This window comes from Hyalangium minutum (genome assembly GCF_000737315.1).
GTDB classification, from domain to species: domain Bacteria; phylum Myxococcota; class Myxococcia; order Myxococcales; family Myxococcaceae; genus Hyalangium; species Hyalangium minutum.
In genome coordinates this window covers 171,095-186,038 of sequence record NZ_JMCB01000014.1, presented here as the reverse complement: position 1 = coordinate 186,038, position 14,944 = coordinate 171,095, and the positions used below count along the sequence as shown (strand labels likewise).

Genomic DNA, 14,944 nt, shown 5'->3' with positions numbered 1-14,944 from the left:
GCGGGCCGCATGAGCGAAGACGACAGGACGTATCCGCCCTCGACGGGCGCACCGCAAGGCAAGCCTCCCTCCGCGCTGCGGGTCGAGCCGGGGGTGGTGCTCAAGGACACCTACCGCATCGAGTCCGAGCTGGGCAGCGGCGGCATGGGCACGGTCTTCCTGGCCACCCACCTGGGGCTCGAGAAGACCATGGCGGTGAAGGTGCTCTCGCCTCGCGCCATCGCCTCGCCCGAGAGCCTCGCGCGCTTCACGCGGGAGGCCCGGGTCGCGGGAAAGGTGAACCACCCGGCGATGACGGCGGTCATCGACTTCGGCGTGGAGCAGGGCACTCCGTACATCGTCATGGAGTACGTGGACGGCGAGGAGCTGGCGGACGTCATCGAGCGCCGGGGCGCCATGCCTCCGCGCCAGGCCGTGGCGGTGATGCGGCAGATCGTCTCGCTGCTCCACGCGGCGCACGCGCTGGGCATCGTCCACCGGGACTTGAAGCCCTCGAACATCAAGGTCGTCAAGGCCGGGCCGGATGACGGGCAGCTGTTCGTGAAGGTGCTCGACTTCGGCATCGCCAAGGTGGTGGGAGACATCGCCGGGCAGCTCACCAGCGAGGGCATGATGGTGGGCACGCCGGCGTACATGGCGCCGGAGCAGATCGCCGCGAAGCCCATCGATGGGCGCACGGACCTGTACGCCGCGGGCCTCATCTTCTACGAGCTGCTCAGCGGCGTGCGCGCCTTCAAGGGCGACACGATCGCGCGCATCCTCCACGCGCAGATGAGCGAGCCGCCTCCGCCGCTGGGCCTGCCGGTGCCGGACGTGCTGCGCCAGACGCTCGAGAAGTTCTACGCGAAGCGCCCGGAGGATCGCTTCCAGGATGCGGCCGAGGCCGACCGGTCGCTCGTCGCCTGTGACGAGGCGCTTCGCTCGGCGGCCGTGAACCCCGGGGCGGCAGGGCCCATGCAGCGGCCCCAGCCGGTGAACAGGCCGGACGCCGCCGCGGACCTCGGAGGCTTCTCGGCCACCCTGCATCGGCCGGAGTCCGGCGCCAGCGGGACCGCGATCACCCCAGGGAACCCGCTTCCTGCGCGGCCCATCACGGATCGAGACCATGTCACGCCGATGTCCATTCAGGGGGCGACGGTGCCCGCTCCCGTGCCGGTGCCCGCTCCCACGCCGATGCCGATGCCGTCTCCTGAGGCTCCCGCCCAGGCCAAGGGCTCGCCGAACTCGGGCTTGCTGAAGGGCTGTCTCATCGTCGCGGTCGTCTTTATCGGTGGGTGCTTGGGGCTCACCTTGCTCGGCTCCCTGTTTGGGATGGGCAGCGACCCGCACGACGAAGAGGAGGACGCGCACTTCAACATGCAGCTCACAGCTCCGCCGGGACAGGTCGCCTATGGTGCGGTCCAGCCCGCGCCGGAGCCTGGCACGGATGACGAACTGGGAGCCCCATCCCTGCTGGCTCCGGGCTGCTACGTGAGCCAGGCCATTCTCGAGGCGACTGCGGATGGCAATGGGCGCCCAGGAGAGCCCTGGGAACTCGGGGAGATCGTCTCGCGGACCCAGGAGCCGTGTTCCCCCGGGCGCCAGCGGGCGCCGAGCGCCCAGGCGCGGGAACTGGCTCAGACGTGGCCCTACGAGGAGGAGATCCTCCAAGTCGAGGAGCTCATGCCCCCGCACCCCGCTCCCGATGCGCCCGGTCTCCTGCTCCGGGTGGTGAAGGCGCGCACGCAGGTGGCCGTCGCGCCCCACTGATCAGCGCCCGAGGCTTCAGGCCTGGGGCGAGGAGCCGCCAGTCGTGGCCGCCGTCTCCGAGGCCTGAGTGGCCGAGGCCGCCCCATTGCTGGAGGGCTCCACCGTCTGGGCCGCCACCTGCGTGAGCAGCGCCGTCATCCGCCTGGCGAAGCGGTTCGGGTCCTCCAGGGGGCTGCCCTCGGTGAGCAGCGCCTGGTCATGCAGCAGCTCGATCCACTCGGTGACCTTCTCGGATGTCGCGTCCCGCTCGTGGAGCTTGCGCAGGTGCTCGACGATGGGGTGCGAGGGGTTCACCTCGAGGATGCGCCGGGCCCGGGGCATGTCTCGCCCATGCTCGCGCAGCAGGCGCTCCAGGAAGGCGGGCGAGCCGCCCTCGGGCAGCACCAGGCACACCGGCGAGTCCGTGAGGCGGTGGGTGACGCGCACCTCGCTCACCGCGTTCTTGAGTACCTCCTTCATCCGCTCGGTGAGGGACTTGAGTCCCTCGGCGTGCTGCTCCTTCTCCTTCTTCTCTTCGTCCGTCTCCTGGAGCTTGAGGTCCGCCTGGAGCGCGGAGACGAGCGGCTTGCCGTTGAACTCGCGCAGCCCCTGGGCGGCCCACTCGTCCACGGGGTCGGTCAGGTAGAGCACCTCGTAGCCGCGCTTGCGCAGCGCCTCGAGGTGCGGCGAGCCCTCCAGCGCCTTCCGGGACTCGCCGAACACGTAATAGATGGCCTGCTGGCCCTCCTTCATGCGCGACACGTAGTCCGCCAGCGAGGTGAGCCCGTCCTGGTGGCTGCTCTCGTAGCGCACCAGCGCGCCCAGCTTCTCTTTCTGCTCGTTGTCCGAGGCCAGCCCCTCCTTGAGGATGGGGCCGAAGTTCTTCCACAGCGTGAGGTAGTCCTCGGGCTTGTCCTTGGAGAGCTTCTCCAGCAGGTCCAGCGTCTTCTTCACCACGTGCTTGCGGATGGAGCGCACCACCGCCGAGTCCTGCAGCAGCTCGCGCGACACGTTGAGCGGCAGGTCATCCGAGTCCACCACGCCGCGCACGAAGCGCAGCCACGGCGGTAGCAGCTCCTCGCAGTCGTCCATGATGAAGACGCGCTTGACGAACAGGCGCACGCCCCGGCGCCGCGCCGTGCCATCCATGTCGAACGGCTTGTGCTTGGGTACGAAGAGGAGGCTGGTGAACTGCTGGTTGCCGTCCGTGCGGAAGTGCGTCCACGCCAGAGGCGGCTCGAAGTCGTGGGTGAGGTGCTTGTAGAACTCTTGGTACTGCTCGTCGGTGATGTCCGACTTGGAGCGCTGCCAGAGGGCGCTGGCCTTGTTGACGGTCTCGAAGGAGGAGGTGGTGCCCTTCTGGCCCGTCGACGCGTCAATCACCTCCGAGGGCTTCTTCACCTGGAGCTGGATGGGGTGGCCCACGTAGTCCGAGTACTGGGTGATGAGCGAGCGCAGCCGCCACTCGTCCAGGAACTCCTTCTGGTCCGCCTTGAGGTGCAAGGTGACAGCGGTGCCGCGCGTGGTGCGCTCGGCGGGCTCTATGGTGAAGGTGCCCTTCGCCTCGGAGATCCAGCGGAAGGCCTGCGCGTCCTTGCCGGCGGGGCGGCTCACCACCTCCACCCGGTCCGCGACGAGGTAGGCGCTGTAGAAGCCCACGCCGAACTGGCCAATCAGGTTCACATCCTTCTGGCCGCGCTGGGAGAGCAGCTCCAGGAACTCTCGCGAGCCGGAGTGGGCGATGGTGCCCAGGTTCTTCACCAGCTCGTCGTGCGTCATGCCGATGCCGGTGTCCTCGATGGTGAGGGTGCCCGCGTCGGCGTTGGGGATGATGCGGATCTCCAGCGCGGTCTGGTCTCCGAGCAGCTCGGGCTCGGTGATGGTGCGGAAGCGAAGCTTGTCCAGCGCGTCGGACGCGTTGGACACCAGCTCGCGCAGGAAGATCTCCTTGTGGCTATAGAGGGAGTTGATGACCAGGTTGAGCAACTGATTGATTTCAGCCTGGAAAGAATGGGTCTCCCGCTGGGATTCGACGGACATGGTTCCTCCGGACGCCTGGACACGGGCGTGACCTGATCCCCATAACCATTCCAGAGGACTTGTCGAGTTAGAAAGGCTGCATGCCTGGGGTCCTGGCGGTTGGCAGTGCTCCCCACCCGGCAGGGAAGGCGCTAAGAAGCCCGGCCCATGACCCGCTACCTCCTGTCCCTGCTGACCTCCGTGCTCCTGGTGGGCACAGCCTGGGCTGCGGAGCCCGCCGCGCTGCCCGATGCGAACCAACTCCGGAGCATGACCGCGCGCTTCGCGCCCGTGGACCTCAAGGTCGACGTCTCCAAGCTCCCCGACACCGAGAAGCGGGCGCTGGCGAAGATGGTGCAAGCCGCCCAGCTCATGGACACGCTCTTCATGCGCCAGTCCTGGGCGGGCAACGAGACGCTCTTGCTGGAGCTGATCGAGGACACCACCCCGCTGGGCCGCGAGCGGCTCCACGCGTTCCTCCTCAACAAGGGCCCGTGGTCGCGCCTGGACGAGGGCCATGCCTTCATCCCGGGTGTTCCGGCGGGGCCGCTCGCTTCTGGCAACTTCTACCCGGCGGGCGCGACCAAGGAGGCGGTGGATCAGTGGATCAAGACGCTGCCCGAGCCCCAGCAGCGCCAGGCCACGGGCTTCTACACCACCATCCGCCGGGGCCCGGACAGCAAGTTCATCACGGTGCCCTACAGCGTAGAGTACCAGGGCGAGCTGGTCCTGGCCTCCCAGCTGCTGCGCGAGGCCGCGGCGCTCACCCAGCAGCCCACGCTCAAGGCGTTCCTCAACTCTCGCGCGGACGCGTTCCTCTCCAACGATTACTACGCCAGCGAGGTGGCGTGGATGGAGCTGGACGCCAGCGTGGAGCCGACCATCGGGCCTTACGAGGTCTACGAGGACAACTGGTTCAACTACAAGGCCGCCTTCGAGGCCTTCATCACCGTGCGCGATGACGTGGAGACGCAGAAGCTGGCGCGCTTCGGCAGCGAGCTCCAGGGCCTGGAGAACGCGCTCCCCATCGAGCCGAAGATGCGCAACCCGAAGCTTGGAGCGCTGGCGCCCATCCGTGTCGTGAACAGCATCTTCTCCTCGGGCGATGCCAACCGGGGCGTGCAGACGGCCGCCTACAACTTGCCCAATGACGAGCGCGTCACCGCGGAGAAGGGCAGCAAGCGCGTGATGCTCAAGAACGTGCAGGAGGCCAAGTTCCAGCGCGTGCTGCAGCCCATCGCCCAGGTGGCGCTCGCCGCGAAGGACCGGTCGAACGTGGCCTTCGATGCCTTCTTCACCCACATCCTCATGCACGAGTTGATGCACGGGCTGGGGCCCCACAACATCACGGTGGGCGGCAAGGAGACCACCGTGCGCCAGGCGCTCCAGGTGTCCTCCAGCGCCATTGAGGAGGCCAAGGCGGACATCTCCGGCCTCTGGGCGCTGCAGCAGCTGGTGAGCAAAGGCGTGCTCGACAAGGCGATGGAGCGCACCATGTACACCACCTATCTGGCCTCGATGTTCCGCTCCATCCGCTTCGGCACGGACGAGGCTCACGGCAAGGGCGTGGCTCTCCAGCTCAACCACTTCCTCGACACCGGCGCGGTGGTGGTGAACCCGGATGGCACCTTCGCCGTCGTCCCCGACAAGATCCAGGCGTCCGTCACCGCGCTGACGAAGGAGCTCATGGAGCTCCAGGGCCGTGGCGACCGGGCCCAGGCCGAGGCCCTGCTCTCGAAGCTGGGCGTGGTCCGCCCCGAGGTGCGGAAGGTGCTCGACAAGCTCAAGAACGTCCCCGTGGACATCGAGCCCCGCTTCGTCACCGCTGACCAGCTCGTGCGCCAGTACGGCACCGCCGAGGCCCCGAAGAAGTAGCCCGGCCGCCCGCCCTCCGGTCCGCCGCCCGGCGTTTTTCCATGCGCGGCGGGCCGCTCGGAGTCACAACCCTCTTGGCATGAGCACCCGCGCCCACCACGGTCCCTGGGGAGTCCCCCTGGCGCTGATCATCATCGGCGCGTGGGCCGGGCACCTCGCGTGGGTGCTCACGGCGGACGGCCTCTCGTGGGCTTCCCCGGTCACCTGGCTGCACACCGTGCTCCAGGCCCACCTGTGCACCGGCCTCTTCATCACCGGCCATGACGCAATGCATGGCACGGTGAACCGCCGCCGGTGGGTGAACACGGCCGTGGGCACGGTGGCCTGCTTCCTCTTCGCGGGCCTCTCCTACCGGCGGCTCGTGGTGAACCACCGGGCCCACCACGCGGACCCCACCGGCGAGAGCGATCCGGACTTCTCCACCCGCTTCCGCTCCTTCTGGCCGTGGCTGGGCACCTTCATGGTCCGCTACACCACCGTGCCGCAGCTCGTTTTCATGGCGGCGCAGTTCAACCTGCTGAAATGGCTCGGGGTGGCCGAGTGGCGCCTCTGGGCCTTCTGGGTGATTCCCGCCGCCCTGGGCACACTCCAGCTCTTCTACTTCGGCACCTACCTGCCTCACCGCCGCCCGGATACTCCCGACATGGCGCCCCACCATGCGCGCACCCTGCCGCGCAACCACCTGTGGGCCCTGCTCTCCTGCTACTTCTTCGGCTACCACTGGGAGCACCACGAGTCGCCCTCGACCCCATGGTGGGCCCTGTGGCGGATGAAGGATGGTCGGGCGCGTGCCTCTTCCCTGTCCTCCCAGGGCGAGGCCGCCACCCGGTAGGGCAGGGGAGTACCTCCTGCCGAGAGCGCGGTAACCGTTCGCGGGCTGCCGCGTAGTAAGAGGAGTCATGTCCGACAAGAAGGCGCCCGAGCCCCCCAGCTCCGAGATCACCCCCGAGAAGCTGTACCTGCGTCGCCGGGAGTTCATCAAGAACGCCGGCCTCTTCGTGGGCACGGCGGGTGTCGTAGGCGGCGGGCTCTACCTGCTGGGCCTGAAGCGCACCCAGCCCATGGACTCGTTCGTCCCGGACGCGGGCGTGCTGCCCTCCCTGGCTCCCGCGCAGGGCTCCAGCCCCTATGACACGGACGAGGCCAAGACGCCCTTTGCGGACGTCACCACCTACAACAACTTCTACGAGTTCGGGCTCGACAAGAACGACCCTGCTCGCAACGCGCACGTCCTCAAGACGCGCCCGTGGACCGTCACCATCGACGGCGAGGTGAACAAGCCACAGACGGTGGACATCGACCAGCTGCTCAAGTGGTTCCCCACCGAGGAGCGCGTCTACCGGATGCGCTGCGTGGAGGCCTGGTCCATGGTCATCCCCTGGAACGGCTTCCCACTGGGCGAGCTCATCAAGCGCGTGGAGCCCACCAGCCGCGCCAAGTACGTGGCCTTCACCACGCTGATGGACCCCGAGCAGATGCCCGGCCAGAAGCGCCCGGTGCTGGACTGGCCCTACGTGGAGGGCCTGCGCATCGACGAGGCCGTGCACCCGCTCACGCTGCTGGCCGTGGGCCTCTACGGCAAGACGCTGCCCAACCAGAACGGCGCGCCCCTGCGGCTGGTGGTGCCGTGGAAGTACGGCTTCAAGGGCATCAAGTCGATCGTGAAGATCACCCTCACGGAGCAGGAGCCGCCCACCACCTGGAACCTGGCCTCGCCGCACGAGTACGGCTTCTACGCCAACGTGAACCCCGCGGTGGATCACCCCCGCTGGAGCCAGGCCACCGAGCGGCGCGTGGGTGAGTACAGCCGCCGTCCCACGCTGCCCTTCAACGGCTACGCCGAGCAGGTCGCCTCCCTCTACACCGGCATGGATCTGCGCGAGAACTACTGAGTTATCCCATGGCCTCCCCGCCGCTTCCCTGGCTCAACCCCGCAGTCCTTGTAGGCGGTCTCGCTCCGCTGGTGCTCATGCTCATTCAGGGCGCGCAGGGCGAGCTGGGGCCCAACGTCATCGAGGCCGTGCTCAACCAGACTGGGCTGCTCGCGCTCGTGTTCCTCTTGGCCTCGCTGGCGTGCACGCCGCTCAAGCTCGTGTTCGGGTGGACGTGGCCCATCCGCATCCGCAAGCTCGTGGGGCTCATGGCGTTCGGCTACGCGGTGCTGCACTTCCTCACCTACGCGGTGGCGGATCAGGGCCTCAAGCTGCGCCCCATCCTCGAGGACATCACGAAGCGGAAGTTCATCGCCGTGGGCTTCATCGCCCTGGTGCTCCTGGTGCCGCTGGCCCTGACTTCCACGAACGCGGCCGTGCGGCGCATGGGCTTCCCCGCCTGGAAGCGCCTGCACCGGCTGGCCTATGTGGCCGCGGTGTTGGGCGTCATCCACTTCGTGTGGCGGGTGAAGAAGGACGTGACCGAGCCGGCCATCTACGGCGCCGTGCTTGCGCTGCTGTTCGCCATCCGCGCAGTGGAGGCCCTGCGCAAGCGCCGCCGCACGCGCGAGGCTCCGCGCCCCGCCTGAGCCCGGCGCACCCGGCCGCTCCCGCCCTCAGCGCAGCAGCCCGATCGGATACTTCAGCCCGAAGGCCAGCCCCACATCATACCCATGGCTCGGCAGGGAGTCGTCGCCCCGCTTGAGCGGAATGCCCACGCGCAGGGCCACCGAGAAGACGGCGATGCTCAGGTAGGGCGCGGCGTGGAAGCTGAGCGTCGAGGCGCGATCCGCGTTCGCCGTCTCGTAGGTGGCGCCGAACTCCATCCCTACCACCTCCCACGAACCCTGAATGCCGGCGCAGAAGCGCTGGTGGTCGAACTCCATCGACTGCCACTGGACGAAGCCGCCGCCGGAGCGGCCCTCGGAGTCAGGGTAGGTCCAGGCGCTCACCTCGGCCCCGAGCCCCAGCGCGGTGCGCTCGGGCCGCTTCGACACGCTGAACAGCACCCCGGGACTGACGATGACCTTCTCCTTGGCCAGGGCCACGGGGGAGAGCAGCAGCGCTCCGAGGAGCGACACGCGGATGGCGAGCGGGGAGTTCATGGAATGAAAACCCCACCGTCTCCCGGGGAGGAGAGGGTGGGGCTGGGGGACAGCGTCAGTTGAGAAGAGGCGCCGCTCAGTTGTTGCGCGGCAGGATGGTGTCCACGAGCGTCATCAGCTGCGCGCAGCTCACCGGCTTGCGCACGAAGGCGTTGATGCCCGCCTTCTGGCCCTGCGTGCGGACCTCGGCCACGTTCGGGTCGCCCGTCATCATCATGATGGGCGTGCGGGCAATCTTCGAGTCCGGGTTGGCGCGCACCTGCATGGCGAACTCCGCCCCGCTCATGCCCTCCATCCGGAAGTCGGTCAGCACCAGATCCACGTTGCCCTCCTCCAGCATCTTGAGGGCTTCCTCACCGGACTCGGCCTCGACGTACTCGAAGTTGCGAGCCATCAGGTAGATCTTCAGCAGCGTCCGGATGGAGCGGCTGTCATCGACGAGCAGGACGCGCTGGGGCGTCCCGGTAGCAGCGGCCTTCAGCACAGGACGAACTTGCTCCAGAGCAGGACGAGGAATGGAGATAGCAGCAACAGAGGAGAGCGTTCCAGCCTTCATACGGATCCTTCCCTCGTTCAGGAAATCCCCTGAACTGCACAACTGGAATAATGCAGGAAACCCGGTCTGATGTCAAAACGAAGTGAAAGGCGTGAAAGCCGAAAAGTCGGAACAATGGCAGTCCCCAGGTAGGGAACCCGGGGGTGACGTGCTACCTCCTGCAAGACCGAAGGCTTAGCGGACCTGGAAGGAGAAGCCCTGGCCCTCGACGGGGGGCAGGCCGAGCGCCGGAGCGAGCTGCGGAGACAGCTCGTTGGGCAGCTTCCACACCTGCCCTGTGTACTGGAGCACGGTGATGCCGTACCGGCCGGCCGGCATGGTCTTGAGGATGGCCGGGGCGGCGGGGTCGCGCACGTCGATCGCCATGGGCCGCAGGGCTACGTTCAGCTCCGTCACCGGCACCACGGCGTCCATCTTCGGGTGGCCATCGGCGTCATAGAGCGCGCTCTGGAGCGAGTCCGCCAGGAGGGTGGTGCCGAGAATCACGGCATCCGGCTTGCCGTCCTGGGTGCCGTCGAGGTGCGGGTAGTCCACGCCTTCCGTGTCAAGCACACCGTTGCCGTCCAGATCGTTCTCGTCGGCCAGGCCGGTGCCGCTGTCCGACAGCTTGCGCACCACGATACGTGGCCAGAGGTCCGGCACGCCGTCCTTGTTGGCATCATCCGGCACGCCGTCCTGGTTCTCGTCCACGAAGCGCACGATGAACACGGGAGCGCGCAGGGTCACCACGCCATCACTGATAGGGCGCGAGCGCAGCTTGAAGGTCTGGATGCCGCTCGGATCAATCGTCGCGGAGCCGACCACGTTGAAGACGGGGCGGTCTGCCCTCACGGTGGCGGTGTCCGAGGAGAAGCTCACGGTGACACCTGTTACCGGCACAGGCGTCCCATCCTCTGTCTCGCCCACGGTGAACACGCGCGGGACGCGGTTGGCCGCGTCCACCGCGGCGCCGCCCACGTCGAACATGTTCGGCTCGGCGGTGACGTTGTACCAGGGGATGAAGTCCGGGCCGTGGCAGGGCGTCACCTCGGGGGCGCACGAGCCCTGCTGGCAGCTCGGTGTGCGGCACGTGTCCGTGTCGATGAAGCCCCGCAGCAGGTAGTTGCCTGGGCGCACCAGCGGGAAGGTGAAGGGCGCGGTGAAGGGCCCGGACGTGAACGTGTTCACGTCCGTCCCGTACAAGTCCTCGAGCGCGGTGATGCTGAAGGCCACGGGGCGCCCCGTGCCCTGCGGCGGCGGGGGACGCGTGGCGTCGTAGAGGAACACCACGGCGTTGCCGCGCGCGGGCCCCTGGACGACGACGCTGCCCTCGATGCGGCCGTAGCGCGTCTGTTGCTGGCGGTCCTGGGTGGCCACCACGGGAGGCGCCTCGCACGAGCTGGCGAGGGCGGAGGAGAGGAGCAGGCCCGCGAGGGCCGGGCCCTGGGAGCGGAGGAAGGTCATGGAATCACCGTCATGCTCGCGTAGACGCGGCGCTCGATGCGGTTGCCGAAGGGATGCTGCGTGTGGCCGGCAGCCAGGTTCGAGCCCACCACCGCCACCGTGAGCTTGTCCTGGATGACTTCGTAGCCCACGCGGGCGTTGAGGACGGTGTAAGCGGCCAGCGGGTTGGCGATGAACTCGATGCGCGTGGGGTCCGCGGACGCGGGCTCACGCTCGATCCAGGTGGTGCCCGAGGTGTAGGTCGCGTCCACGCCGAACTCCAGGTCCGAGCGCGTCCGGTACGTCAGCCCGCCGAAGAGCTTCACCTGGGGCGCCTGGCTGCAGGGGCCGCACGTGGTGGCGTCCTCTCCGTCCGTCGTCACCTTCTGCAGGGCGGAGCTGATCTTGATGCCCAGGCCGTCCACCGGGGCCAGCGAGAGGCCCAGCTCCACGCCGCGCGAGGTGTACGTCTCCGATTCGTTCTGGAAGAAGGAGCGGCCCACCACATAGGTGTTGCTCGCCTCGTCGAACGAGTCGCCCGCGGGCAGGCGCTGCACCTCGGACAGGGCGATCAGGTTCTTCACCGTGTTCTGGTAGAGGGCCACGTCCCAGTCGATGCCCAGGCGCGGGGCCTCGCCGCGGTAGCCGAACTCGAAGGCCACCATTCGCTCCGGCTTCAGCTCCCGGTTGCCCTCCGTGAGCGCACTGGCGCCGGGCACGCCGGGGGCGGGCACCAGCAGGCTCGTGTAGCTCTCCAGGAACGTCGGCTCGCGGAAGGCGGACGCGGCGCTGGCGCGGAACGCGTGGCCCTCCACGGGAAGGAGGATGGCGGACACGCGCGGCGAGTGCGCCAGGCCGGGCGAGCCCTTGTTGAGCAGCGGGTGCCGGTCCGCGCGGTACGAGGCCAGCAGGCGCAGCGGCTGCACAGGGCGCCACTCGTCCTGCACGAAGGCCGCGGCGTGGAACTCCTCCTTCGTCCCTCCCATGTAGTCCCAGCTCACGCGCTTGAGGCGGCCCTCGGCGCCCACGTTGAGCAGGTGCTCACCGCCCAGCTCGAAGCCCTTGCTGAAGAGGGCCTCGCCGTTGAAGACGTTGGAGGTGACGTGCGTGGCCAGCGAGCGCTGGCCGATGGGCTCGTACTGCGGGCCCGTGTCCACGTTCACGTGGTTCCAGAAGGCCTTGAACTTCACGGGCCCCAGGCTGGCGTCCCCCTTGCCGTAGGCGGTGAGGCCATCCATGTAGAAGTTGCGCAGCGTGCCCAGCGGATAGGCCTCCGTGCTGAAGCGGTGCACGCCGGCCGACAGGCCCAGGTCGAACCCGGGCTTGAAGGTGTACTCGGTGGCCAGGTTGCCGCGGGCGCCCTGGTAGCCGCGCTCCGCGCTGGGGCCGCGCAAGGCCATGTCCGGCCGGTTGCCCGCGAAGTCCTGGCTCCACTTGTCCATCTGCCCGTAGCCCACGGACAGGCGGTAGCGCAGGGCGCTCGCGGCGCCGTAGCTGACGAACGAGCCGCTCACCGTGTTGCCGCCGCCCACCAGGGCGTGGATCTGCCGCTGCCCGTAGCCCGGCGCACGGGTGATGATGTTGACCACGCCCAGCATCGCGTTGGCGCCGTACAGGGCGCTGCCCGGCCCGCGGATCACCTCGATGCGGTCGATCTCCTCCAGCTCGATGGGGAGGCTGGACCAGAGCGTCAAGCCGAGGAAGTCTTGGTACTCGCTGCGGCCGTCCACCAGCACGAGCACCTTGTTGGCGATGCGCTGGTTGAAGCCGCGCAGCGACAGGTTGGCGCTGCCCACGCCCAGCTCCATCACATCCGCGCCCGGCACCCGGCGCAGCAACTCCACCAGGCTGGTGGCGCCCGACAGGCGGATGTCCTCGGCAGTGATGACGGTGGTGGCGTTGGGCGCCTCGAGCGAGGACTGGGCGCGGCGGCTGGCCGTCACCACGCGCTCCTCGTATGGCACTGCTCCCACATCCGCGGCTCCGGCCTCCCCGGTGGCCGCGGGCACCGAAGCCCCCGGGACGAGGGGAATGCCTGGCACCACGGGGCCGGGAGTGCCTCCAGAGGGGATCGCCTCCGCGCGGGCAATGGCCTTCTCCAGCCGGTCCACGAGCGCCGCCAGGGCCTGCGCATCCGCGGGGGACGCGGCCTGTGGTGCCGGAGCCGGTGCGGTGGGCGCGTTGGGGTTGGCCGCCTCGGAGGCCTTCACCGTGGCCTCCAGCTTGGCGATGGTGGCGCGCACCGAGTCCGAGTCGGGCGGATTGGCGGCCAGATACTTCCGGTACCAGTCCAGCGCCTCCACGGAGCGGCCCGCGTCCAGGTACGCGCGGGCGATGTTATAGAGGACGTTGGGGTGCGGCTTGATGGTGTAGGCCTCTTGCAGCTCGGCGATGCCCTGGTCGAACTGCCCCTGGGCGATGAGGCTCATACCGTTGCGGAAGTGGCGGCGCGCCTCGAGGCGCTCGTCGGCCAGGGCCGTCCCCGCGCACAGACAGATCGCGAGGACGCCCGCTCGCTTGAAAACTCCGGGCATGTTCACTGGTAGGGATCGTCCTTGTAGCCATTCGAGCCCGACGGCCTGGCCGGCCGCGACGAGCCCTTCTTCTTCAGCTTCTGGGTAAAGCGGACCGTTGGGCCCTTGCCCTCGGCCGTGACCGTCTGGCGCGAGTACCCGTTGAGATCAAACGTCAGCTCGGCGCGAGCGAGCCCCTTGCTCCCCAGGGCGACGTCCAGCTCCACCGGCGTGGTGCCCAGGCTCTTGCCCGCGTACGTCACCCGCGCGCCGCTCGGCTCGCTGTTGATGACGAAGCGCACGCGCTCGGGCTTCGCCTCGGGCTCGGCGGCCTCCACCGGAGGGATGAGGAGCTCTTCGGCCTCGGCCTCGGCCTCCGGGGCGGGCGGGCTCTCCTCGGCGGAGGGAGGCGTGACCGCGGGCGTGGGAGCGGTGGCGGTGGGCTGCTGCACCGGCAGCGGAGGCAGGTCCGTCACGGGCTTGGGCGTCGGCGTGCGCAGCGCGAACACCAGGGCCACGGACACACCGATGAGCACCGCGCCGCCGAACAGGGCCATGGGCAGCGAGTTGCGGCGCTTGCGCTTGTCCGGCTCATCCACGGCGATATCGAGCGACATCGTCGAGGCGCCTGAGGGCGAGTGATGCGGCCCTCCGATGGGGCCGGTGATGGGGCCGGTGCCGATGTACGTGAGGGAGCTGATCGGGCCGGAGTAGACGCCGCTCAAGTTGCCGGCGGCCATGGCGCGGCGGATGCTCTCGAGCACCGCGTCCATGGAGTCGAAGCGATCCGGGGGGCGCTTGGCCAGGCACTTCATCACGATCGCCTCCACCTCGGGAGGGATGGTGTGGTCGGGCCACACGGCTGCGAAGGCCGGGGGCGGCTCGTTGATGTGCTTGACGATGATGTCGATGCCCTGCTCGGCGTGGAACGGCGGGCGCCCCAGGAGCATCTGGTAGAGCACCACGCCCAGCGAGTACACGTCGCTGCGGGGATCCGAGATGTTGCGCGCCTGCTCGGGCGCCATGTACTGCGGCGAGCCGAGGATGACGCCGGCCTGGGTCAGCGACACGTCCGCGGGGAACTGGCCGCTGTCAGGCATGAAGGACTTCACCAGCCCGAAGTCCAGCACCTTCACCACGTCATGATCCGTCTCCTGGGTGAGGATCATCACGTTGGCGGGCTTCAAGTCCCGGTGGATGAGGCCGATCTTGTGGGCCTCGCGCAGCGAGCGGGCGATCTGCTGGGCAATGGTGAGCGCCCGGGGCCAGGGCAGAGGGCCGACCTGCGTGAGCAGCTGGGAGAGCGTCTGGCCCTCCAGGTACTCCATGGCGATGAAGAAGATGCCGTCGTCCGTCTTCCCGTAGTCGATGACGGTGACGGTGTTGGGGTGGCGCAGCTTGGCGGTGACGCTGGCTTCGAAGAAGAAGCGGCGCTGGAACCCGGGATCCTTCTCCTGACCGTATTGAGGGTTGAGGACCTTGAGCGCGACGGGGCGATCCAGGGGGGCCTGGATGGCTTTGTACACGCGGCCCATGCCGCCAGCGCCGAGCGCCTCCAGGATCTTGAAGCGCTCGTTGAGGACCCTGCCCAGCAGGGGATCCATCACGGCTGGTGGCGCGCCCCCGGCTGAGGCGTCGCTTTCGATCATGTGCTTCCCCGCCGCCCTACAGGCGGCATCAAGGCCAATCCGGGGGGTATGGTAGCAAATGACCCTCAGCCACCCAAGAGACCAGGGAGGGCGGGTCCCCGGCCAACCCCTGGAAAGATGGCCTCGATTGTGGCAAGGCCGCAGT

At 68.5% G+C, this 14,944-nt stretch carries 11 protein-coding genes; 5 read left to right on the top strand and 6 right to left on the bottom strand.

Annotated features, from left to right (window positions below):
* Positions 1–9: 9 nt before the first annotated feature.
* Positions 10–1,749, top strand: coding sequence for a serine/threonine-protein kinase (locus tag DB31_RS45370; protein ID WP_052420397.1), 1,740 nt, complete (start codon positions 10–12; stop codon positions 1,747–1,749).
* 15 nt (positions 1,750–1,764) lie between these two features.
* Here the strand turns inward: DB31_RS45370 and htpG are convergent, their stop codons facing one another.
* Positions 1,765–3,768, bottom strand: a complete 2,004-nt coding sequence (gene htpG / locus DB31_RS31480; protein WP_044194393.1) for a molecular chaperone HtpG — start codon at positions 3,766–3,768, stop codon at positions 1,765–1,767.
* A 147-nt stretch (positions 3,769–3,915) separates the two neighbouring features.
* On the opposite strand from htpG, the gene DB31_RS31475 reads away from it, so the two are divergent.
* The 4 genes from DB31_RS31475 to DB31_RS31460 all read left to right on the top strand — a co-directional run bounded on the left by DB31_RS31475 (position 3,916) and on the right by DB31_RS31460 (position 8,143).
* The gene (locus DB31_RS31475) at positions 3,916–5,622 is read left to right on the top strand and encodes a dipeptidyl-peptidase 3 family protein (protein ID WP_044194390.1); all 1,707 of its coding nucleotides are present in this window, start codon (positions 3,916–3,918) and stop codon (positions 5,620–5,622) included.
* 79 nt (positions 5,623–5,701) lie between these two features.
* Positions 5,702–6,454: a fatty acid desaturase gene (locus tag DB31_RS31470; RefSeq protein WP_044194387.1), complete on the top strand. Its 753-nt coding sequence runs from the start codon at positions 5,702–5,704 to the stop codon at positions 6,452–6,454.
* Between the two features lie 67 nt (positions 6,455–6,521).
* Complete coding sequence (msrP, locus tag DB31_RS31465; RefSeq protein ID WP_044194385.1) at positions 6,522–7,514, top strand: protein-methionine-sulfoxide reductase catalytic subunit MsrP; 993 nt, start codon at positions 6,522–6,524, stop codon at positions 7,512–7,514.
* Between the two features lie 8 nt (positions 7,515–7,522).
* Positions 7,523–8,143, top strand: coding sequence for a protein-methionine-sulfoxide reductase heme-binding subunit MsrQ (locus DB31_RS31460; protein WP_044194383.1), 621 nt, complete (start codon positions 7,523–7,525; stop codon positions 8,141–8,143).
* A 27-nt stretch (positions 8,144–8,170) separates the two neighbouring features.
* Here DB31_RS31460 and DB31_RS45365 read toward each other — a convergent pair whose 3' ends face one another.
* From DB31_RS45365 to DB31_RS31435, 5 genes are all read right to left on the bottom strand, one after another.
* Positions 8,171–8,659, bottom strand: a complete 489-nt coding sequence (locus DB31_RS45365) for a hypothetical protein (RefSeq protein ID WP_052420396.1) — start codon at positions 8,657–8,659, stop codon at positions 8,171–8,173.
* A gap of 76 nt (positions 8,660–8,735) precedes the next feature.
* Positions 8,736–9,215: a response regulator gene (locus DB31_RS31450; RefSeq protein WP_044194382.1), complete on the bottom strand. Its 480-nt coding sequence runs from the start codon at positions 9,213–9,215 to the stop codon at positions 8,736–8,738.
* Positions 9,216–9,389: 174 nt separating this feature from the next.
* On the bottom strand, positions 9,390–10,658 hold the full coding sequence (locus DB31_RS31445; RefSeq protein WP_044194378.1) for a hypothetical protein: 1,269 nt from the start codon (positions 10,656–10,658) through the stop codon (positions 9,390–9,392).
* Positions 10,655–13,171 (bottom strand): TonB-dependent receptor domain-containing protein, encoded by a 2,517-nt coding sequence (locus DB31_RS31440; protein ID WP_205628602.1) that lies wholly within the window; start codon positions 13,169–13,171, stop codon positions 10,655–10,657. The genes DB31_RS31445 and DB31_RS31440 overlap by 4 nt, the downstream gene beginning before the upstream one ends.
* Positions 13,172–13,173: 2 nt before the next feature.
* Positions 13,174–14,799, bottom strand: coding sequence for a serine/threonine protein kinase (locus DB31_RS31435; RefSeq protein WP_044194374.1), 1,626 nt, complete (start codon positions 14,797–14,799; stop codon positions 13,174–13,176).
* Positions 14,800–14,944: the final 145 nt, after the last annotated feature.

What these genes read in the sequence shown, in the direction of transcription:
- DB31_RS45370 (WP_052420397.1), top strand. Translation starts at nt 10, where the DNA reads ATGAGCGAAGACGACAGGACGTATCCGCCCTCGACGGGCGCACCGCAA.
- htpG (WP_044194393.1), bottom strand. Translation starts at nt 3,768, where the DNA reads ATGTCCGTCGAATCCCAGCGGGAGACCCATTCTTTCCAGGCTGAAATC.
- DB31_RS31475 (WP_044194390.1), top strand. Translation starts at nt 3,916, where the DNA reads ATGACCCGCTACCTCCTGTCCCTGCTGACCTCCGTGCTCCTGGTGGGC.
- DB31_RS31470 (WP_044194387.1), top strand. Translation starts at nt 5,702, where the DNA reads ATGAGCACCCGCGCCCACCACGGTCCCTGGGGAGTCCCCCTGGCGCTG.
- msrP (WP_044194385.1), top strand. Translation starts at nt 6,522, where the DNA reads ATGTCCGACAAGAAGGCGCCCGAGCCCCCCAGCTCCGAGATCACCCCC.
- DB31_RS31460 (WP_044194383.1), top strand. Translation starts at nt 7,523, where the DNA reads ATGGCCTCCCCGCCGCTTCCCTGGCTCAACCCCGCAGTCCTTGTAGGC.
- DB31_RS45365 (WP_052420396.1), bottom strand. Translation starts at nt 8,659, where the DNA reads ATGAACTCCCCGCTCGCCATCCGCGTGTCGCTCCTCGGAGCGCTGCTG.
- DB31_RS31450 (WP_044194382.1), bottom strand. Translation starts at nt 9,215, where the DNA reads ATGAAGGCTGGAACGCTCTCCTCTGTTGCTGCTATCTCCATTCCTCGT.
- DB31_RS31445 (WP_044194378.1), bottom strand. Translation starts at nt 10,658, where the DNA reads ATGACCTTCCTCCGCTCCCAGGGCCCGGCCCTCGCGGGCCTGCTCCTC.
- DB31_RS31440 (WP_205628602.1), bottom strand. Translation starts at nt 13,171, where the DNA reads ATGCCCGGAGTTTTCAAGCGAGCGGGCGTCCTCGCGATCTGTCTGTGC.
- DB31_RS31435 (WP_044194374.1), bottom strand. Translation starts at nt 14,799, where the DNA reads ATGATCGAAAGCGACGCCTCAGCCGGGGGCGCGCCACCAGCCGTGATG.